We start from the raw sequence: 17,431 nt of genomic DNA, 5'->3' as shown, positions 1-17,431 counted from the left end.
TGTAGAGCTGGTGGATTCTCGCGAAGTCGTTCAAACGCAATCTTTATTCTGGATAGAAACGAACGGAGTTTTGCACTTAGTGGTAGCAGTCTTTGCCCCGGCGTCCGCATCCGGCCGCAACCCTTCTGGGATTGGGGCGTTCTTCTTAGGACATCAGCTTTTGAGGAGACGTAAGATGGATGACGATCGGGTCGAAGGCAGCATGAAGAAGATGAAGGGCAGCCTGAAGGAAGGCGTCGGCAAGGCCGTCGGCGATTCCAAGCTCCAGACCGAAGGCAAGATGGATAAGGCCGAGGGCAAGATCCAGAACGCAGTCGGCGGCATCAAGGACACGCTTCGCGGCAACCGCGAGCCGTAAGGTTCTCAAGAATTTCTTAGAAAGGGCCCGGTATTTGCCGGGCCTTTTTCTATGCGGGTTGGGGGCTTTTCCGGACCAGAAAGTGCCATTTCGCACCCTCCTGCCTCAATTCCTCGAGGACGTCCCCGGTTTCCCGGATGAGATTGGGCACATCAATCGACGCGAGCGGGTCGGTGCAGATGACCAGGAGCTGGTCGCCCGATTGTAGCGAGCGGAGCGCCTTGCGGGTCCTGAGGACGGGCAGGGGACACTTCAGTCCCGATAGATCAAGTTCGTTCATGGAGTTCTCGCAGCCCAGGCTCCCGAAGGCGTCACGCGTCCTGATAGCATTCAAATGCGGCTTCAGCCTCCGCGAGGTCGCCGGAGGTGTTGATATTGAGGAAGGGGTCGAGGGGGGCGTCAGCCCAGGATGCGTGCGCAACCCCACGGGTGTTGGTCCATTTCCGGATGCTGCGCAAGTCTTCCACGGCAATCGCGTCCCGTAGGTCATGTCGCAGGCGAACGGGCCAGAGACCGACCGCGTGGTGGACCTGAGACCCTGATGAGGCACATGCCATAGGCTTTTGAAGCCGCTCCCGCGCCTCGTGCAGCTTCAGCACGAGGTCATTTGGCATAAAAGGGGTGTCACTTGGGCAGCTCGCCACCCATTCGATCATTGGACGCGAGGCAGATACCCATTCGAGGGCTGCCAGGATCCCCGCAAGGGGGCCAAGGTGACCAGAGAGCGAATCCTCCACTATGGGCAAGCCTGTCGCCGCAAAGCGTCCTGGATCGCCGTTGGCATTGATGATCAGCCCCTCGCATTGAGGCCCAAGGCGGTCTGCCACGTGCCGGAGGAGCGTCCGTCCTCTAATCGTCAGGAGAGACTTGTCGATCCCGCCCATACGGCGTGCAAGTCCACCTGCCAGGATGACGCCCACTGTCGGTGGGTGAGCGGGCAACACAGGAGGCCGTCACTCGATGACGATACGGGGAGCAGGACGCGCCCCTGCGCCGCCGGACAGGACCGCCCAGACCTGATGGGCCATGTCTTTGTAGATTTTGGCGTGGGGCCCCTCTGGGTCGACAGCCACCACCGGCCGACCGGCATCCGACAATTCCCGGATGGACATGTTGAGCGGCACTTCGGCCAGGAACGGCACCCCTAGGCGCTCGGCCTCGGCGCGAGCTCCCCCATGGCCGAAGATGTGGGAGGCTTGCCCACAATGGGGACACACGAAGGTCGCCATGTTCTCGACGATTCCGAGGATCGGGATCTCCACGCGCTTGAACATGGATACGCCTCGTCTGGCGTCGATCAGAGCGAGATCCTGCGGGGTTGAGACGATGACGGCGCCCGCAAGAGGGGTCGCCTGCGCCATAGTCAGCTGCGCGTCTCCGGTGCCGGGGGGCATGTCGACCACCAGCACGTCGAGGTCGCCCCAGGCGACCTCCCGCAGCATCTGGGTGATCGCCGACATGACCATCGGGCCGCGCCAGATCATGGCCGCTTCCTCATCGACCAGGAACCCGATGGACATGACCTTGATGCCGTAGGCTTCCATGGGCTCGAGAATGCGCCCTTCCAGAAGCTGCGGCTTGCCGTGGATGCCGAGAAGCTTCGGCATGGACGGCCCATAAATGTCCGCGTCCAGGAGTCCGACCTTCAGCCCGAGGGCCTTGAGGCCAAGCGCCAGATTGCAGGCGGTCGTCGACTTTCCAACCCCGCCCTTGCCGGACGCAACGGCGATCACATGACCAACGCCAGGGATCCGCTGGCTCTTGGGCTGCGCGGCCGCTCGCGGACGGGCCGGCGCCGCCGGGGAGGATGCAGCCCCGCCGGGCGGGCCGGCGTGTTCTGCCGTCAGGCTGGCAAACACCCCTTTGACCCCTGGAAGGCCGCGCACGGCCGTCTCGGCGGCCTGTCGCACGTGCTCCATGCTTGAGGCTTCCGACGGCTGAACGGAGATCGAGAACATGACGCGGGCTGCGTCGTCGATCAGCACGTCGGACAGGCGGCCTGACGATACGAGGCTTGTCCCATTGGTGTCCACCGGCACGGTGGAAAGCGCCTGAAGCACATGTTCACGGGTAATCGCCAAGGTAGGGCCTCCTGCGCGGGATTCGAGCGTGGTACCCGTCATGTATAGGGTGACGGCGCATCCGTTAAGGCGCTCCTTGGGCGGCTTGCACAATATCGCGAACCAAAGCGGACCTTGTCCGTTGTTCACCGTGTCCCTTGGATGGTCGGCCCTTGCGCCGGCCGATCGCCCGCGCCGTGCCCGGTGGGGCCTGGCGCAGATCCCGTCTGCGCCGTCCCGAGGGGTCTGTGACGAGATCGAGGAGACGAAAATGCACCAACATGGCCACGACGATCCGAATGCCAAGAAGCTCTACGAGCTGATCAAGGACGTGAAGATCGCCATGATGACCACCGTCGATACCGACGGCACCTTGCACAGCCGGCCTATGTACAGCCAGGACACCGACGAGCATGGGGACCTCTGGTTCTTCACGCAGATCCAATCTCCGAAGATCACCGAGGTGTCTCGTGACAACGAGGTCAATCTCGCCTACGCGGATCCGAGCAGCCAGAACTATGTTTCCGTTTCCGGCAAGGCCGAGATCGTCCGAGACAAGGCCAAAATCCACGAGAAGTGGTCCGAGCCTCTGCGAGCCTGGTTCCCCAATGGCGTCGACGACCCGCAGATCGCCCTGATCCGTGTTCATCCGGTCAAGGGCGAGTACTGGGACAGCCCGTCATCCACCATCGTTCACCTCTACGGCTATGTGAAAGCAGCCATCACCGGCGAGCAGCCTCATCCTGGCGATCAGGCCAAGGTCGACCTGAAGGGTTAAGCATATTGTCTTCTCCTCCGGCCATTCAGGCACGGAGGAGAAGCGCTGCCTTTCATCCGGGGCCTGCCTTCGCTATGGTCGCGGCTCTTGAATTGGCAAGGAGCAAGCGATGGCGGACATCGCGACCAGGGTCTACAACCATACCTGGAAGATCGATCCGATTGTCAGGTCCGTCCTCGACACGGACTTCTACAAGCTTCTGATGGCGCAGACGATCTTTCGCCGCCACCGGAACGTCCAGGTGACATTCGGCATCCAGAACCGCACCACCCGGATCCGCCTAGCCGACATCATCGACGCGGGCGAACTGCGGGAGCAGCTAGATCATGTGCGAACGCTCTCCCTGACACGAGGCGAGTCCACCTGGCTTCGTGGCAACACTTTCTATGGCAAACGGCAGATGTTCTCGCCGGAATTCATGGATTGGCTCGAGACCTTCCGCTTTCCGGAATACCTCCTGGAGAAGCAGGACGGTCAGTATGTTCTGACCTTCCACGGCCCCTGGATCGAGACCACCATGTGGGAGATCCCGGCGCTTGCAATCCTGAACGAGCTGCGGTCCCGGGGCGTGCTGAAGAGCATGGGCAAGTTCGAGCTTCAGGTTCTCTATGCCCGCGCGATGACCCGGGTTTGGGAAAAGATCGAGCAGCTCAAAACGCTCCCGGGCCTGTCCATCTCGGACTTCGGGACACGTCGTCGCCATGGCTTCCTTTGGCAGGATTGGTGCGTGCAGGCCATGAGCGAGGGGCTTGGCTCCTCCTTCCTCGGCACCTCGAACTGCCTCATCGCACTCAGGCGCGAAGTGGAGGCCGTCGGCACCAACGCCCACGAGCTACCGATGGTCTACACGGCGCTGACCGATAACGAGGCCGACATGGCACAGGCGCCTTACCGCGTCCTGGCGGACTGGCAGGAGGATTACGAGGGCAACCTGCGCATCATCCTTCCCGACACCTACGGCACGACGAACTTCCTGAAGAATGCTCCTGATTGGGTTGCGTCCTGGACCGGCATTCGCGTGGACTCGAAGGACCCCTTCGAAGGCGGCGAGGAGGCGATCGATTGGTGGCTCTCGCGCGGACAGAACCCGGCCGAGAAGCTCGCGATTTTCTCGGATGGGCTCGACGTGGACCTGATCCAGCGCATCCACCGGCAGTTCCATGGCCGCATGCGGATCGGTTATGGCTGGGGCACGCTCCTGACCAATGATTTCCGCGGGCTTGCTTCCGACGGCAGTCTCGATCCGATCTCCATCGTCTGCAAGGTGATCTCCGCCGACGGGCGACCTACGGTCAAACTGTCGGACAATCCCACAAAGGCCCTGGGGCCGAAGGCCGAGGTCGAGCGCTACAAGCGCGTCTTCCACATGGGCGCGCAGACCGCGCAGCCGGTTCTGGTGTAGCAGGCATGAAAGTCGATCTGAACTGCGACATGGGCGAGGGGTTCGGGCCGTGGCCCATGGGGGATGACGACGCGATGCTGGACATCGTCTCGTCGGCCAACATCGCCTGCGGCTACCATGCGGGCGATCCGTCCATCATGTTCCGTACCTCCGAGATCGCGAAACGCAAGGGAGTGGCCATCGGCGCGCACCCGGGCTTCAACGATCTTGCCGGGTTCGGCCGCCGCGTGATCCGGGGCGACAGCCCTGCCGAGATCGAGCGCATGGTCGCCTATCAGATTGGCGCCTTGCAGGCGGTCGCATCCCTGGCGGGCCACCGTGTCACCTACGTGAAGGCCCATGGCTCGCTCAACAACATGGCGAACGAGGACGAAGATCTGGCGCTGGCCATTGCTCGCGCCATCAAAGGCGTGGACAAAAGCCTTATCAATGTTTGCATGCCGGGGCTGCTGATGGAGAAGGCGTCCGACAAACTGGGCGTGCCGGTTGTCCGCGAGTTCTTCGCCGATCGCACCTATGAGGATAACGGCGCGCTCACCAGCCGCAAGAAGCCGGGCTCCGTCCTTCACGATGCGGCCGAGGCCGCCGAGCGAGTGTTGCGGGCCTTGCAAGACAAGGCAGTCACAACGACTTCGGGCCGGCGCATCCCAGTTCAGATCGATACCATCTGCGTTCATGGCGATGAGCCGAGCGCCGTCGAGATGGCGCGTACAGTCAGAGCGAAGCTCGAGGCGAACGGCTTCACGGTCGCGCCTTTCGGCAACCTGTGACGATGACCTTCAAGGATCATTTCTCGTCGCGCTCATCAGATTACGCGGCCTACCGGCCGACCTATCCGGCCTCAGTCGTGGATTACTTGGCAAGCCTCTGCGGCGACACGGAACTGGCGCTCGATGTCGGTTGTGGGTCCGGTCAGCTGTCGGTGCTGTTGGCCGAACGCTTCGGTCGTGTCATCGCCACGGATGCAAGCGCTCAGCAGGTGGCGAAGGCCGAACCGCATCCACGGGTCGAGTATCGGGTCGCAGCGGCGGAGGCCAGCGGCCTTGCCAATCGCTCCGTTGATCTGATCACGGCAGCGCAGGCCGCACACTGGTTCGACCTTCCGGCCTTTTATGCAGAAGCTCGCCGTATCGGTAAACCCGGCGGCGTGCTGGCTCTCATCACTTATGGGGTTCTGGAGGCTGACCCTGAGATCAACCCTGTGGTTCAGCATTTCTACAAGGAAGTGGTAGGGCCGTATTGGCCGCCGGAGCGTCGGCATGTGGAAGAGGGCTATCGGTCCTTCGATTTTCCGTTCGCGGAGATCGCCGCGCCGCCGCTTGCCATCACGGTGCATTGGCGCGCTGCCGATCTCATCGGCTATACGGACACCTGGTCGGCCGTGCGGGGAGCCGAGAAAGCGCTTGGGCGCAGCCCGGTTGATGTCTTTCAGCGTAACCTCGTGGAGGCGTGGGGAGACCCGGAGCAGCGCCGCACCATCCGGTTTCCCCTCTCGTTCCGGGTTGGCCGACTTTAGAGACTGATCCGCTCGAAGGCCTTGGCGAGGAAAGGCTCTAGGGCTGCGAGCGTCTCCTCCGGCGCCTCCTCGGCCAGATAATGCCCGCAATCGATGCCCCGGCCCTCGACATCGTTCGCCCAGCCGCGCCAGACTTCGCACACGTCGTACCATCGGTCGATGGGGCCTTTCAGGCCCCAAAGGGCCTGCACCGGACAGGCGATGCGGCGTCCCGCCTTCTGGTCGCTTTCGTCCAATCGCATGTCGATGCCGGCGCCCGCGCGGTAGTCCTCGCACATGGCGTGGATCGTGGCTGGATCGGTAAAGCAGCGCCGGTATTCCGCCAGCGCCGCCTCGTCGAACATGTGCTTGCCGCGGCGGAGATAAAATGCATCGGGATCGCCGCTGATCAGGCGCTCGGGCAGGTCATAAGGCTGGGCCAGGAAGAACCAGTGCCAGTATCCCATGGCGAACGACATGTCCGCGCGCCGGAAGTGCTCGGCCGTTGGCAGGATGTCCAGAACCGACAGGGCGGCAATCTGGTCGGGATGATCGAGAGCCATCCGGTAGGCGCAGCGTCCGCCGCGATCGTGGCCCACGACTGCAAACCGCTCAAATCCGAGGGTTCGCATGACTTCGACCTGATCGCGCGCCATGGCGCGTTTGGAATACGGCTCATGATCCGGCGTCGTCGGAGGCTTGGAGCTGTCGCCATAGCCGCGCAGGTCGGCGCAGACCACGGTGTAAGTTTGCGCGAGACGCGGCGCAACGCGATGCCACATGACGTGAGTCTGCGGATGCCCATGCAGAAGAAGAACTGGGGGACCATCGCCCGCATGGCGCAGGTTGATGACAGCCTCCGACGTCGTGATCTGCCGCTGAGTGAAATTCTCGAACATCGTCATTTTCCGAGGGAGGATCGATTATACCAGTTCCATTCTGTCGACATCGACGAGGCCGAAATCGGTAATCTTCAGGTGGGGGATGACCGGAAGCGGCAGGAAGGCGACCTGTAGGAACGGCTCCGCAAGGGTGACGCCGAGACCTTTGGCGGCATCCCTAAGCGGATAAAGCGCGTCGCGAACATCTTCATAAGATCGATCGCTCATGAGACCGGCAATAGGCAGCGCAAGCTCGGCGCGCACCACACCGCCTGCAACCACCACGAAGCCGCCCTGGATCTCGCGCAGCCGATTCACGGCTGCGGCCATGTCCGCATCATCGGCGCCCACGACGCAGATATTGTGACTGTCATGGCCCACCGAGGAAGCAATGGCGCCGCGCTTCATCCCGAAGCCTTTGACGAAGCCTAGGCCGATATTGTGATTGACGCCGTGCCGGGCCACGACCGCGACCTTCACCACATCCTGATCGAGATCGATCTGTCGCGCGCCATCGCGCAGCGGCAGGGAGAGCCGCAGATGCTCGGTGATGATCTTGCCGGGAATGACGCCGATCACGTCGGCGCCGCCCGATGCACCGGTGATTCGAAATTGATCGGCCGTGACGGGGGCGGATTTCACGCTGTTGAGACCAACCGGCGCCACTGCGCCGCGTGATGCAAACAGCGCCTCATCCACCAGTCTTCCGCCAGTGATCACATCGGAGACGGCGCAGGTTTCGAGATTGTCGAGCAGGACGATATCGGCCCGCTTGCCAGGCGCGATCATGCCACGGTCATTGAGACCGAACGCCCGCGCGGCGGTCAGCGAGGCGGCGCGATAGGCCGCCAGCGGTTCGCAGCCCAGGGCGATCAGGGTGCGGATCATGTAGTCGAGATGACCCTCTTCGGCGATATCGAGGGGATTGCGGTCGTCTGTGCACAGGGTAAGAAACGGAGAGGTCTGCACGGAGAGAAGGGGCGCCAGCGCGTGCAGATCTTTCGAGACGGACCCCTCGCGCATCAGCACGGTCATGCCCTTGCGGATTTTCTCAAGGGCCTCGTCCGCCGTCGTGGTCTCGTGGTCGGTGCGAATACCCGCTGCAAGGTATCCGTTGAGATCGAGGCCGCGTACCAGAGGCGCGTGACCATCCACATGCCGGGCGTTGAATGCCTCGATCTTTGCAAGGCAACCCGGATCACTCGCGAGGAGGCCGGGAAAGTTCATGAACTCCGCAAGGCCGATCACCTTGGGATGGTCGCGATAGGGCAGGAGATCCGAAGCATCGATCCGCGCTCCCGCTGTCTCCAGGTGCGTCGCCGGCACGCAACTCGATAACTGCACCCGTAGGTCGAGGGCCGTGCGCTCTGCGCAGGCGAGAAAATAATCGAAAGCCGCCGTGCCGATGACGTTCGCCATCTCATGCGGATCGCAGATCGCCGTTGTCACCCCATGGGGCAGCACACACCGATCGAACTCGAGCGGCGTGACAAGGGACGATTCCACGTGCAGATGGGTGTCGATGAAACCCGGCACGGCGATGCGGCCGCGGCCGTCGACGGTGCGACGGCCCCGATATCGCCCATAGGTGCCCACGATCGTGTCGCCGCAGATGGCGATATCCGTTTGCGCCAGTGTCCCGGTGACCAGATCGAACAGACGCACGTCAGTGATGACTAGATCGGCCGGGGAAGCCCCACGGCCCTGCGCGATGCGGGTTGCAATGGTGGTCGCGTCAGGCTGTCTCGTCATGCTGCTCCAAGGGGCTTACCAGCTTCGGCGCTCTCCATTGTCGGTATGGATGATGCCGTTCCGGTAGACTTTAAGGCCGCCGACCTCGGGACGCGAGCGCAAATAAGCCATTACGCCCCGGGCGCGGGTCCGGACCCTGAAATCAATTGCGCGGCAGGAGAGATGCAGGGAGCGGCGTGCCCCGCCCGCGCGCGAGTTGCGGCCTCTGCTACGGTGGGTGGACTCGACGCTAACGCTGCCAAACCTGGACGCCACGTCGGCCACGACCGCTTGCAAGTCTCCAGGAAGACATTGGGTCGGAGCGCTTGTCCGAAGGATGATGCTGCCTTGCTCCACGAAGGCGCGAAAGCCTGACAGGGTTCTCGATATATTCTGGTTGGGGCCAGGAAGGCTGCCGGTCGCAGCCGGATCGCCGGAGGGCAGGTTGGCATATTGGATGGTTGGCGCGTCACTTTCAGCCCTGAGGGGAGTGGAAGGGTGCAGGACAAGCAGGGCCGTCGTGACCAACGCAAGCGGCAGCGCTCGGCGAGCGCGAGTATTAGTGCTCATCGGGTTTCTCCCCGTCTTGAGCCCCCACAATGTTCGGTTATCGGCGCAATCGCCTTTAAGGGCATTCGCCCATTGGTGGCCAGTATGCTGGCGGATTGCTTTCCTAAATAGGACCTTCGACCAAAGATCAACCTTGCTGGCCAGAAACTATCCTTTTGGGGTATTCTAGAGCATGACCGCGGAGAGACGGGTATCTACTGTTGTTGAGCTCAAAGACGTGATAGAATTACGCCAGATAGAGCGAAATGATATTGCGTCGCGGAACCTCTTGCGTCAGCGCCTGTCGATGCACACATCCCCGGTATCAATCCGCCCTCTGGCGGCCGAGAGAGAATGGAAAGATGAACACTGCGCGCGGCGCCGTTTTCGACGCTATCAAGAAGGCCGGTCCTACCCGAGAGGATGCCATCGCCAGGGTCACTGTGGTGGCGAAGCTCTTGGACAGCGCCTTCTTCATCCCGGGCCTGAACCGTCATGTCGGCCTCGATGCCGTCCTGGGCCTCGTCCCTGGTATCGGCGATGCCATTTCGGCTGCCCTGGCGAGCTACATCATCTGGGAGGCGCGGCAGCTGGGTCTTCCGCGCTGGAAGATCGCACGCATGATCGGCAACGTAGCGGTCGATACCGCAGTCGGCGCAATCCCGTTCGCCGGTGACGTCTTTGACGTTTTCTACAAGTCGAACGAACGGAACCTGCGCATCATTCATGAGCATCTGGGCATGCCGAAGCGCGGGCCGCGAGAGATCGACGGCACGGCCGTTCCAGTCAAGGAGACAACGCGATGAGGCGCGCTCTTTGGGTGCTGGCTTGGATCGGCGTGGCCCTCTGGTCGCTTTTCGCCTGGGGCGCGTATGGTCTCCTCGACGTCTTTGGCGGCTTTGCCGCGCAGAACGCCGATGCAGTGACGAACCATCCCGAGACGGTCGAGTGGCTGTCCTGGGCGCTGTCCACTCTCAAGGGCTTAGGCCTCGCGGCGATCGTGATCGTCTGGGGCCTCGTGTCGCTCCTGATCCTGGCCGTGCCGGCCGTGGCCAGCCTATTCCTACGGCGCTCCCAGCCCGGGCCGTCCGCATATGACCCGCGGATCGGCCATAGAGAGGGCTATCCGTCGGGCGAACCCATGCGCCGGATCGACAGGCGGTAACGTTTACCTGTGGCTTGAGATGAACTGCTTGAAGCGCTCCGACTTCGGAGCGCTGAAAACCTCCGCTGGAGGCCCTTCCTCTTCCACCACGCCCTTGTGCAGAAACACGACCCGGTTCGATACGTCCCGGGCAAAGCCCATTTCGTGCGTCACCACCAGCATGGTGCGACCCTCTTCGGCCAATGATCGCATCACACGCAGGACCTCGCCGACGAGTTCGGGATCGAGGGCGGAGGTCGGTTCATCGAAGAGCATGACCTGAGGGTGCATGGCGAGGGCGCGCGCAATGGCGGCGCGCTGCTGCTGGCCTCCCGAGAGGTGCGACGGGTATTGATTGCGCTTGTCGACGATTCCGACCTTCGTGAGCAGTTCTTCGGCTTCCGCGATGCACTCGGCCTTCGAACGCTTCTGCACGTGAACAGGAGCTTCGATGACGTTTTCGAGGATCGTCATATGGGACCAGAGATTGAAGCTCTGGAACACCATGGCGACCCGGGAGCGGATGCGATCAACCTGACTTTGATCCGCAGGCTCCACCCCTCTGCGTCCCTTCTTCAGCTTGATCGTTTCTCCGCCGATCCGGACGTCGCCGGAATCCGGCACTTCAAGCATGTTGATGCAGCGAAGCATCGTCGACTTGCCCGAGCCCGAGGCTCCCAGGATCGAGATGACGTCTCCTTCCCGCGCCTCGAGAGAGATGCCTTTGAGTACTTCCAGAGCTCCGAAGCTCTTGCGAAGATTGCTGATCGAGACGGCGGGAGCGTTTTGGGGCGACAAAGACGAAACTCCGTTAGACATGAGCCGCCTCGAGGCGTGGCTCCACGGCCGGTGGGCGGCGCAGATGGGGCGATAGCCACCATTCCAGCGCCATGATGATGCGGGTGATGGCGAAGTTGAGGATGAGATAGATCAGGCCCGCCACGACGAAGACCTCGACGGCGCGAAACGTCTGGGAAATCAGCTTTGCGGCGATGCCTGTCACCTCCATCATGGTGATGACCGACGCAAGCGACGTTGCCTTCACCATAAGGATGATTTCGCTGCCATAGGCCGGCAGCGCCTGCCGAACTGCGATGGGGAAGACGATGCGGCGGAACAGCAGGAAGCCCGACATGCCGCAGGCCCGTGCGGCCTCGACCTGCTGATGCGGAACGGATTGCAATCCGCCGCGGAAGATTTCGCTGGCATAGGCGCCGGTGTTCAGCGTCAGGGCCAGAACCGCGCACCAATAGGGCTCACGGAAGAAGGTCCAGAGGCCAAGCTCCTGCAGGGTCGGGCGAAACTGTCCGAGGCCGTAATAGATCAGGAAGATCTGCACCAGCAGCGGCGTGCCGCGAAACACGAACACATAGGCCTGCGCAATTGCGTCGAGCACACGGATGCCCGACATGCGCATGAGCGCGAGGAGCATGGCAAGGACGGCCCCGAACGCCACCGCGGTGAGCGCAAGATTCAAGGTCAGCGGCACTCCGCTCAGGAGGCTGAAGAAGGTATCCCGCATGAACGAGAAATCCATCAGGATGCCCTCCGCAGGCCGCGCAGCGAGTAGGTTTCAGCCCGTTGGAACAAGTAGGTCGAAACCCAGGTAATGATGAGGTAGAGAACCGCCGCCGTGATGTAGAAGTCGAACGGCCGCCGCGTCGAGCCGGCGGCGATGTGGGACTGGCGCAGCAACTCGACGAGGCCGGTCACCGAAATCAAGGCCGATTCCTTGAGAACCAGCTGCCACGTATTGCCAAGGCCCGGAATGGCATAGCGAAGAACCTGCGGCGCGATGATGCGCCGGAACATCAACCAGCGGTGCATGCCGACGGAGCGCGCCGCTTCAATCTCGCCCTTGCTCACGACCTGGAAGGCGCCTCGGAAGACCTCGGCCTGGTAGGCGCCGGAAACGATGCCAATGGCGAGCGCCCCAGTCAGGAAGGCAGGCACGCCGATGAAGCCTTCCGCGCCAAACAGACTGCCGATGGCCCCGAGTGCGGCGCTGCCGCCGAAGTAGAACAGGTAGATGACGAGAAGGTCCGGTATGCCGCGCAGAACAGTCGTGTATCCGTCCGCAAGACTCCGAACCGCTAGGTTGCCGCCGATCTTGCCCCAGGCGACGAACGTGCCGACGACCGATCCGATGAGAAAGCCGCAGGCGGCGACCGCGAGCGTCATGCCGGTTGCGGTGAGCAGTGCCCACCCCCAGCCGTTGGGGCCAAAGCCGACGAGCTCGAAATAGCTCAACTGCTGCACGCTTCGTTTCCTGAATAAGTTTCACCTCCGTACGGGAAGTGAAAAGCCGTCAAACACATTCCGCCGATTGAGCCGGACAGGCAGCCTGGAACCGTTGGCGGCCAGGCAGCCTGTCCGCTCTTGTCAGGTTTGCGGCGTCATGTCGATCTTGAACCATTTCTGGGTCAGCTTTTGAACCGTTCCGTCCGCGATCGCGGCCTGAATGGCCGTATCGAACATGGCCTTCAGCTCCGCGTCGTCCTTGCGCATGCCAACCGCCACGCCGCGCCCAAGCACGTCGCTGCTCACGGCGCCACCGGCAATGACCATGTCCTTGAATTCAGGCTTTTCCGTCGATGCCTTCAGGAACGAGTGGGCGGCGAAAATCGCGTCGAGACGGCCGGCCGAGAGGTCGAGGTCATGCTGCTCCGTGGTTTTGTATTCCCGGATCGTGATCGTATCCTTGAGATACTTCTCAAGGAACTGGGAGTTGACCGTAGAGCCCTGAACGCCGACGGTTTTGCCCTTCAGCAGCGGTTTCCACTCCTCGATCATCGCCTTGGCGCCCGCGGCGTCCTTTTCAAGGCTGAACCGCTTGCCCTCGCCGGCAAGCTTCACGAGGGGCGAGTCCTTCATGACGCTCCAGCCGTGTACGCCCGACGCATAGGCGCGCGAGAAGCCGATGACCTCAAGGCGCTTATCGGTGATATTCATGCCGGCCATGATGGCGTCGTACTTCTTGGCCTGCAGGGCCGGGATGATGCCGTCCCAGTCCTGGGCCACGATCTCGCACTTCACCTTCATGCGGCCGCACAGGTCGTTGGCCAAGTCGATCTCGAACCCTTCCAGCTTGCCGCCCGCGCCGGTGAAGTTCCACGGCGCGTAGGCGCCCTCAGTGGCGATCTTCACGGTCTTGTCCTGCGCCGCAGCGCCGCTGATCGCAAGAGCAGAAGCCACCAGGCCAAAACCGAGTGCTTTGAACAGTTTCATCGTCGTTCCCTGTTGGTCAGATTGAACTGAGCCTTTTATCCGGTGAAGGTTTCGGCCCAGCCGACGCCGCTCATCCGCTACCGGAAGCTAACATTCAAAAGCTAAGCCAGCGCAAGTCCCATTCGTGCCGAATAAAGCGCCCTCAATGGCGTTTTCCGTCGCATTCGGCGCTGAATCAGACAAAAAAGGCGCGGCTTCAGCCGCGCCTTGGGGATTCGCAGAGACGGGATCAGCTCCGGGGAGTGGTGTCGATCTTGAACCACTTCTCAGACAATTTCTTGAGAGTGCCGTCTGCCTTGGCGGCGGCAATCGCATCGTTGAACTGCTGCTTCAGGGCAGTCTCGCCCTGCCGAAGCCCAACGCCGACGCCTGGGCCGAGAAGGCCGCCGGTGATCGATGGTCCAACCAGGACGTAGTCCTTGAACTCGGGCTTGCGCAGGGTGCCATTGAGGGCGGTTGCGTCCGCCAGAACGGCGTCGATGCGGCCGGCCGCGAGGTCGAGGTCGTGTTGCTCGGTGGTCTTGTACTCGCGAACCTCGGCCGTGCCCTTCAGATATTTGTCGGCGAAATTGGCGTGGATCGTCGAGACCTGGACGCCGACCGTCTTGCCTTTCAGCACCGGCTTGAGGGCCTCGATGGCCTTCTCGCCCTCAGCCTGCTGGCTGCTGAGGTTGAAGGCCTGCCCCGTGCCGGGCATCTTGGCGAGCGGTGAGTTCTTGGCGACCAGGAAACCGTTGGGTCCGGCCGCGTAGGGGTTCGAGAAGTCGATAACCTTCTTGCGCTCGTCGGTGATGCTCATGCCAGCCATGATGGCGTCGTACTTCTTGGCCTGCAGGGCCGGGATGATGCCATCCCAGTCCTGGGCCACGATCTCGCACTTCACCTTCATGCGATTGCACAGCTCGTTGGCGAGGTCGACCTCGAACCCTTCCAGCTTGCCGCCGGGGCCGGTGAAGTTCCACGGCTCATAGGCGCCCTCAGTGGCGATCTTCACGGTCTTGTCCTGCGCCGCAGCGCCACCGATCGCAAGGGTGGAGCCCAGGATAGCCAAGCCGATGCTCTTAACGAACTTCATAGATGTTCCCTTATTCTGGGGCTCGTGCTGAGCCGAGCCTTGTTTCCCGCAGCCCATTGGGTCGCGCTGTGACGCAGTAACGGTCAAACTTCAAAAAAAGGCAAGGGGCGGCCTTGGGGGACGGCCCCATTGCTTAATTGTATCAGACAGATGGCACCATGTTCTTTGGGTCTTGCGGTCCGCGCCGCAAGACGCGATGAAAGAGGCTTCACGTGAGCATCTGGACACTGCTTTTGGGACTCATCCGATGCCTACTCGAAAAAGCGCGTCCACTTTTCCGCCCGATGCGCTAAGGAGCCAGGATGGCAACCCAGGCAATTGACAGCGCTGCCCTGATCCGGACCCTGACGGCGCGGCTGGGGCCCGGTTCCGTGCTGACCGAGGCCGGCGACATCGGCGGCTATCTGGTCGAGACGCGGGGGCTCTACCAAGGACAGGCCCTGGCGGTCCTGCGTCCCCGTGACTTGGACGAAGTTGCGTTCGCCGTGCGGTCATGCGCCGAGGCAGGAGTTCCGATCGTTCCGCAGGGCGGCAATACCGGCCTCGTGGGCGGAGGCGTGCCCTATGGGGGCGTGGTCCTGTCCCTGGCCCGCCTCGACCGCATCCGGGAGGTCGAGGCGGTGAACGCAACCATCACCGTCGAGGCCGGATGCATCTTGAAATCCGTCCAGGAGGCCGCCGATCGGGCTGGCTATCTGTTTCCGCTTTCCCTTGCGTCGGAGGGATCATGCTGCATCGGCGGAAATCTCGCGACCAATGCGGGCGGTACCGCCGTCCTGCGCTATGGCAATATGCGCGAGCTGACCCTTGGCCTCGAAGTCGTGCTGGCGGACGGCCGGATCTGGAACGGCCTGAAGGGGCTGCGCAAGGACAATACCGGGTACGACCTGAAAAACCTCTTCATCGGATCGGAGGGGACCCTCGGCATCATCACGGCGGCGGTCCTGAAGCTTTTCCCCAAGGCGCATACTCGGGTGACGGCTTTTGTCGGCTGCCCGTCGCCGCACCACGTCCTCAAGGTCTTCGAACGTCTGCGCGAACGGGCGTCGGACCAGCTGACGGCTTTCGAGACCATGGCGGATTTCGGCCTGGAAATCATTCTCAAGCACAGACCCGCCGCGCCACGGCCGCTGTCCGGCCGCCACCCATTCTATGCGCTCATCGAACTGTCCTCATCCCAAAAGGATGCAGACCTCCAGAGCCTCATGGAAACGCTACTCGGCGAAGGTCTTGAAGAGGGCTTGATCGAAGATGCAGTTATCGGATCGAGCGAGGCGCAAAGCCAAGCGCTCTGGGCGTTGCGTGAAGATCTGTCCGAGGTGCAGCGCCTCGAGGGAGGGTCGATCAAGCATGACGTCGCCGTGCCCGTCTCGCGGGTCGCCGAGTTCATCGAGGTGGCCACGGGAGCCTGCGAGGCGGAGATGCCAGGCATCCGCGTCTGCGCCTTCGGGCATATCGGCGACGGCAATATCCACTTCAATCTTTCCCAGCCGGTCAGCATGGACAAGAGTGCCTTTCTTGCCCGCTGGGAGCACTTCAACCGGATCGTCCATGACATCGTGAACGGCATGAACGGATCGATCTCCGCCGAGCACGGGATCGGGCTCATCAAGCTAGATGAGCTTCCCCATTACAAGGACCCAGTTGCCCTCGATCTCATGCGAAGCATCAAGCGGACCCTCGATCCGCAAAACATTCTCAACCCCGGAAAAGTCGTAACGACCAGGGCCGACAGCCCTGCGGCCTTTTCGGAAACGGCAGGACAGTCATGAAAACGATAGATCTTCTGGCTTTTGGCGAACCTCTGATGGAGTTCGCGGAGGTCGAGCGGCAGGGGGAGAGCCTTTATCTGCCGGGATTCGGCGGCGATGTTTCCAACGCTGCCGTCGCGGCTGCCAGGCAGGGTGCGAAGACTGCCATTTTCACCGCCTTGGGGAGCGATGCCTTCGGGACGAACTTCCTCAAGCTCTGGGACCAGGAAAGCATCGACCGATCGTCGGTTATCGTCCGGCCCGATGGACGCACGGGCGTCTATTTCATCAGCTACGGCGAGGATGGGCATGTGTTCTCCTATGCCCGCGCAGGCTCCGCCGCGAGCCTCGTCCAGACCGACGAATTGCCCTTAGGGCAAATCGCGGCCGCGCGCGTCCTTCATGCGTCGGGGATCAGTCAGGCGATCTCGCAAGGCTGCGCCGATGCTGTCTTCGCCGCCATCCGGCACGCCAGGCAGAACGGCACCATCGTCAGCTACGACACCAACCTGCGCCTTCGCCTCTGGCCGCTCGACCGGGCGCGCGCCGTCATTCACGGTACGGTCGCTCTCTCGGATATTGCCCTGCCGGGGCTGGATGACGCCCAGCAGCTGACAGGGCTGGACCGTCCCGAGGAGATCTGCGCCTTCTATCTCGGTCTCGGCTGCCGCATCGTCGCGCTGACTATGGGCAAATCCGGCACAATGGTGGCGACCCCCGATCGCCAGGAGGTGATCCCCGCCCGACCGGTCGCAGCCGTTGACGCGACCGGCGCCGGAGACACCTTCGATGGGGCGTTCCTGGCTGAGTGGCTCATTCACGGGAACTCCTTCCAGGCAGCCGCTTATGCCAATGCGGCCGCTGCCCTGTCGACGCTTGGACAGGGCGCCGTCGCACCGATGCCCCGGCGCTCGCAGGTGGAAGGTTTCCTTCAGGCGGCATGAAAAACGGCGGGTCACAAGGACCCGCCGTTGATAGG

20 protein-coding genes are annotated in these 17,431 nt (G+C 62.4%); 9 read left to right on the top strand and 11 right to left on the bottom strand.

Annotated elements, in window-relative coordinates; genetic code table 11:
- Positions 1-175: 175 nt before the first annotated feature.
- A complete protein-coding gene (locus DRB19_RS19065) occupies positions 176-358 on the top strand; it encodes a CsbD family protein (RefSeq protein WP_114187618.1) in 183 nt (60 codons plus the stop codon).
- A gap of 49 nt (positions 359-407) precedes the next feature.
- Here the strand turns inward: DRB19_RS19065 and DRB19_RS19060 are convergent, their stop codons facing one another.
- The 3 genes from DRB19_RS19060 to DRB19_RS19050 are packed head-to-tail and all read right to left on the bottom strand — an operon-like array spanning position 408 to position 2,439.
- On the bottom strand, positions 408-638 hold the full coding sequence (locus DRB19_RS19060; protein WP_114187629.1) for a sulfurtransferase TusA family protein: 231 nt from the start codon (positions 636-638) through the stop codon (positions 408-410).
- Positions 639-669: 31 nt separating this feature from the next.
- Positions 670-1,302, bottom strand: coding sequence for a molybdenum cofactor guanylyltransferase MobA (mobA, locus tag DRB19_RS19055; RefSeq protein WP_114187617.1), 633 nt, complete (start codon positions 1,300-1,302; stop codon positions 670-672).
- A 9-nt stretch (positions 1,303-1,311) separates the two neighbouring features.
- Complete coding sequence (locus tag DRB19_RS19050) at positions 1,312-2,439, bottom strand: Mrp/NBP35 family ATP-binding protein (RefSeq protein WP_114187616.1); 1,128 nt, start codon at positions 2,437-2,439, stop codon at positions 1,312-1,314.
- A 250-nt stretch (positions 2,440-2,689) separates the two neighbouring features.
- Here DRB19_RS19050 and DRB19_RS19045 point away from each other — a divergent pair, with 250 nt between their 5' ends.
- The 4 genes from DRB19_RS19045 (at position 2,690) to DRB19_RS19030 (ending at position 6,114) form a co-directional block, all read left to right on the top strand.
- Positions 2,690-3,196 (top strand): pyridoxamine 5'-phosphate oxidase family protein, encoded by a 507-nt coding sequence (locus DRB19_RS19045; RefSeq protein ID WP_114187615.1) that lies wholly within the window; start codon positions 2,690-2,692, stop codon positions 3,194-3,196.
- Between the two features lie 109 nt (positions 3,197-3,305).
- Positions 3,306-4,598: a nicotinate phosphoribosyltransferase gene (gene pncB / locus DRB19_RS19040; RefSeq protein ID WP_114187614.1), complete on the top strand. Its 1,293-nt coding sequence runs from the start codon at positions 3,306-3,308 to the stop codon at positions 4,596-4,598.
- A 5-nt stretch (positions 4,599-4,603) separates the two neighbouring features.
- Entirely contained in the window at positions 4,604-5,368 is a 765-nt protein-coding gene (locus DRB19_RS19035; protein ID WP_114187613.1) for a LamB/YcsF family protein, read from the top strand.
- A gap of 2 nt (positions 5,369-5,370) precedes the next feature.
- Positions 5,371-6,114: a class I SAM-dependent methyltransferase gene (locus DRB19_RS19030; protein WP_114187612.1), complete on the top strand. Its 744-nt coding sequence runs from the start codon at positions 5,371-5,373 to the stop codon at positions 6,112-6,114.
- Here the strand turns inward: DRB19_RS19030 and DRB19_RS19025 are convergent.
- The 3 genes from DRB19_RS19025 to DRB19_RS19015 are packed head-to-tail and all read right to left on the bottom strand — an operon-like array spanning position 6,111 to position 9,275.
- On the bottom strand, positions 6,111-6,992 hold the full coding sequence (locus DRB19_RS19025) for an alpha/beta fold hydrolase (RefSeq protein ID WP_114187611.1): 882 nt from the start codon (positions 6,990-6,992) through the stop codon (positions 6,111-6,113). The genes DRB19_RS19030 and DRB19_RS19025 overlap by 4 nt on opposite strands.
- A gap of 24 nt (positions 6,993-7,016) precedes the next feature.
- Complete coding sequence (gene ade / locus DRB19_RS19020; protein WP_114187610.1) at positions 7,017-8,726, bottom strand: adenine deaminase; 1,710 nt, start codon at positions 8,724-8,726, stop codon at positions 7,017-7,019.
- A gap of 15 nt (positions 8,727-8,741) precedes the next feature.
- Positions 8,742-9,275, bottom strand: coding sequence for a D-Ala-D-Ala carboxypeptidase family metallohydrolase (locus DRB19_RS19015; protein WP_114187609.1), 534 nt, complete (start codon positions 9,273-9,275; stop codon positions 8,742-8,744).
- Between the two features lie 341 nt (positions 9,276-9,616).
- Here DRB19_RS19015 and DRB19_RS19010 point away from each other — a divergent pair, with 341 nt between their 5' ends.
- Together DRB19_RS19010 and DRB19_RS19005 are read left to right on the top strand one after the other, a co-directional pair.
- Positions 9,617-10,060 carry a DUF4112 domain-containing protein gene (locus DRB19_RS19010; RefSeq protein WP_114187608.1) on the top strand — a complete coding sequence of 148 codons (444 nt, stop codon included), beginning with the start codon at positions 9,617-9,619 and terminating at the stop codon, positions 10,058-10,060.
- Positions 10,057-10,419, top strand: a complete 363-nt coding sequence (locus DRB19_RS19005) for a hypothetical protein (RefSeq protein WP_114187607.1) — start codon at positions 10,057-10,059, stop codon at positions 10,417-10,419. Before DRB19_RS19010 ends, DRB19_RS19005 begins: the two co-directional genes overlap by 4 nt.
- 3 nt (positions 10,420-10,422) lie before the next feature.
- Here DRB19_RS19005 and DRB19_RS19000 read toward each other — a convergent pair whose 3' ends face one another.
- The 5 genes from DRB19_RS19000 to DRB19_RS18980 all read right to left on the bottom strand — a co-directional run bounded on the left by DRB19_RS19000 (position 10,423) and on the right by DRB19_RS18980 (position 14,701).
- Entirely contained in the window at positions 10,423-11,217 is a 795-nt protein-coding gene (locus tag DRB19_RS19000) for an ABC transporter ATP-binding protein (RefSeq protein WP_114187606.1), read from the bottom strand.
- Positions 11,210-11,935, bottom strand: coding sequence for an ABC transporter permease (locus DRB19_RS18995; RefSeq protein WP_114187605.1), 726 nt, complete (start codon positions 11,933-11,935; stop codon positions 11,210-11,212). The genes DRB19_RS19000 and DRB19_RS18995 overlap by 8 nt, the downstream gene beginning before the upstream one ends.
- Positions 11,935-12,657 carry an ABC transporter permease gene (locus DRB19_RS18990; RefSeq protein WP_114187604.1) on the bottom strand — a complete coding sequence of 241 codons (723 nt, stop codon included), beginning with the start codon at positions 12,655-12,657 and terminating at the stop codon, positions 11,935-11,937. The genes DRB19_RS18995 and DRB19_RS18990 overlap by 1 nt, the downstream gene beginning before the upstream one ends.
- 123 nt (positions 12,658-12,780) lie before the next feature.
- The gene (locus tag DRB19_RS18985) at positions 12,781-13,626 is read right to left on the bottom strand and encodes a lysine/arginine/ornithine ABC transporter substrate-binding protein (protein WP_114187603.1); all 846 of its coding nucleotides are present in this window, start codon (positions 13,624-13,626) and stop codon (positions 12,781-12,783) included.
- Between the two features lie 229 nt (positions 13,627-13,855).
- Positions 13,856-14,701 (bottom strand): lysine/arginine/ornithine ABC transporter substrate-binding protein, encoded by an 846-nt coding sequence (locus DRB19_RS18980; protein ID WP_114187602.1) that lies wholly within the window; start codon positions 14,699-14,701, stop codon positions 13,856-13,858.
- Positions 14,702-15,003: 302 nt separating this feature from the next.
- Between DRB19_RS18980 and DRB19_RS18975 the strand changes: the two genes are divergently transcribed.
- Together DRB19_RS18975 and DRB19_RS18970 are read left to right on the top strand one after the other, a co-directional pair.
- Positions 15,004-16,473: an FAD-binding oxidoreductase gene (locus DRB19_RS18975; protein ID WP_114187601.1), complete on the top strand. Its 1,470-nt coding sequence runs from the start codon at positions 15,004-15,006 to the stop codon at positions 16,471-16,473.
- The gene (locus tag DRB19_RS18970; protein ID WP_114187600.1) at positions 16,470-17,396 is read left to right on the top strand and encodes a sugar kinase; all 927 of its coding nucleotides are present in this window, start codon (positions 16,470-16,472) and stop codon (positions 17,394-17,396) included. The genes DRB19_RS18975 and DRB19_RS18970 overlap by 4 nt, the downstream gene beginning before the upstream one ends.
- Positions 17,397-17,431: the final 35 nt, after the last annotated feature.

The sequence above is a fragment of the Microvirga aerophila genome (assembly GCF_003332305.1).
Classification (GTDB): domain Bacteria; phylum Pseudomonadota; class Alphaproteobacteria; order Rhizobiales; family Beijerinckiaceae; genus Microvirga; species Microvirga aerophila.
Note: the sequence above shows the minus strand (reverse complement) of the source record. Positions and strands in the feature narration are given on the sequence as shown.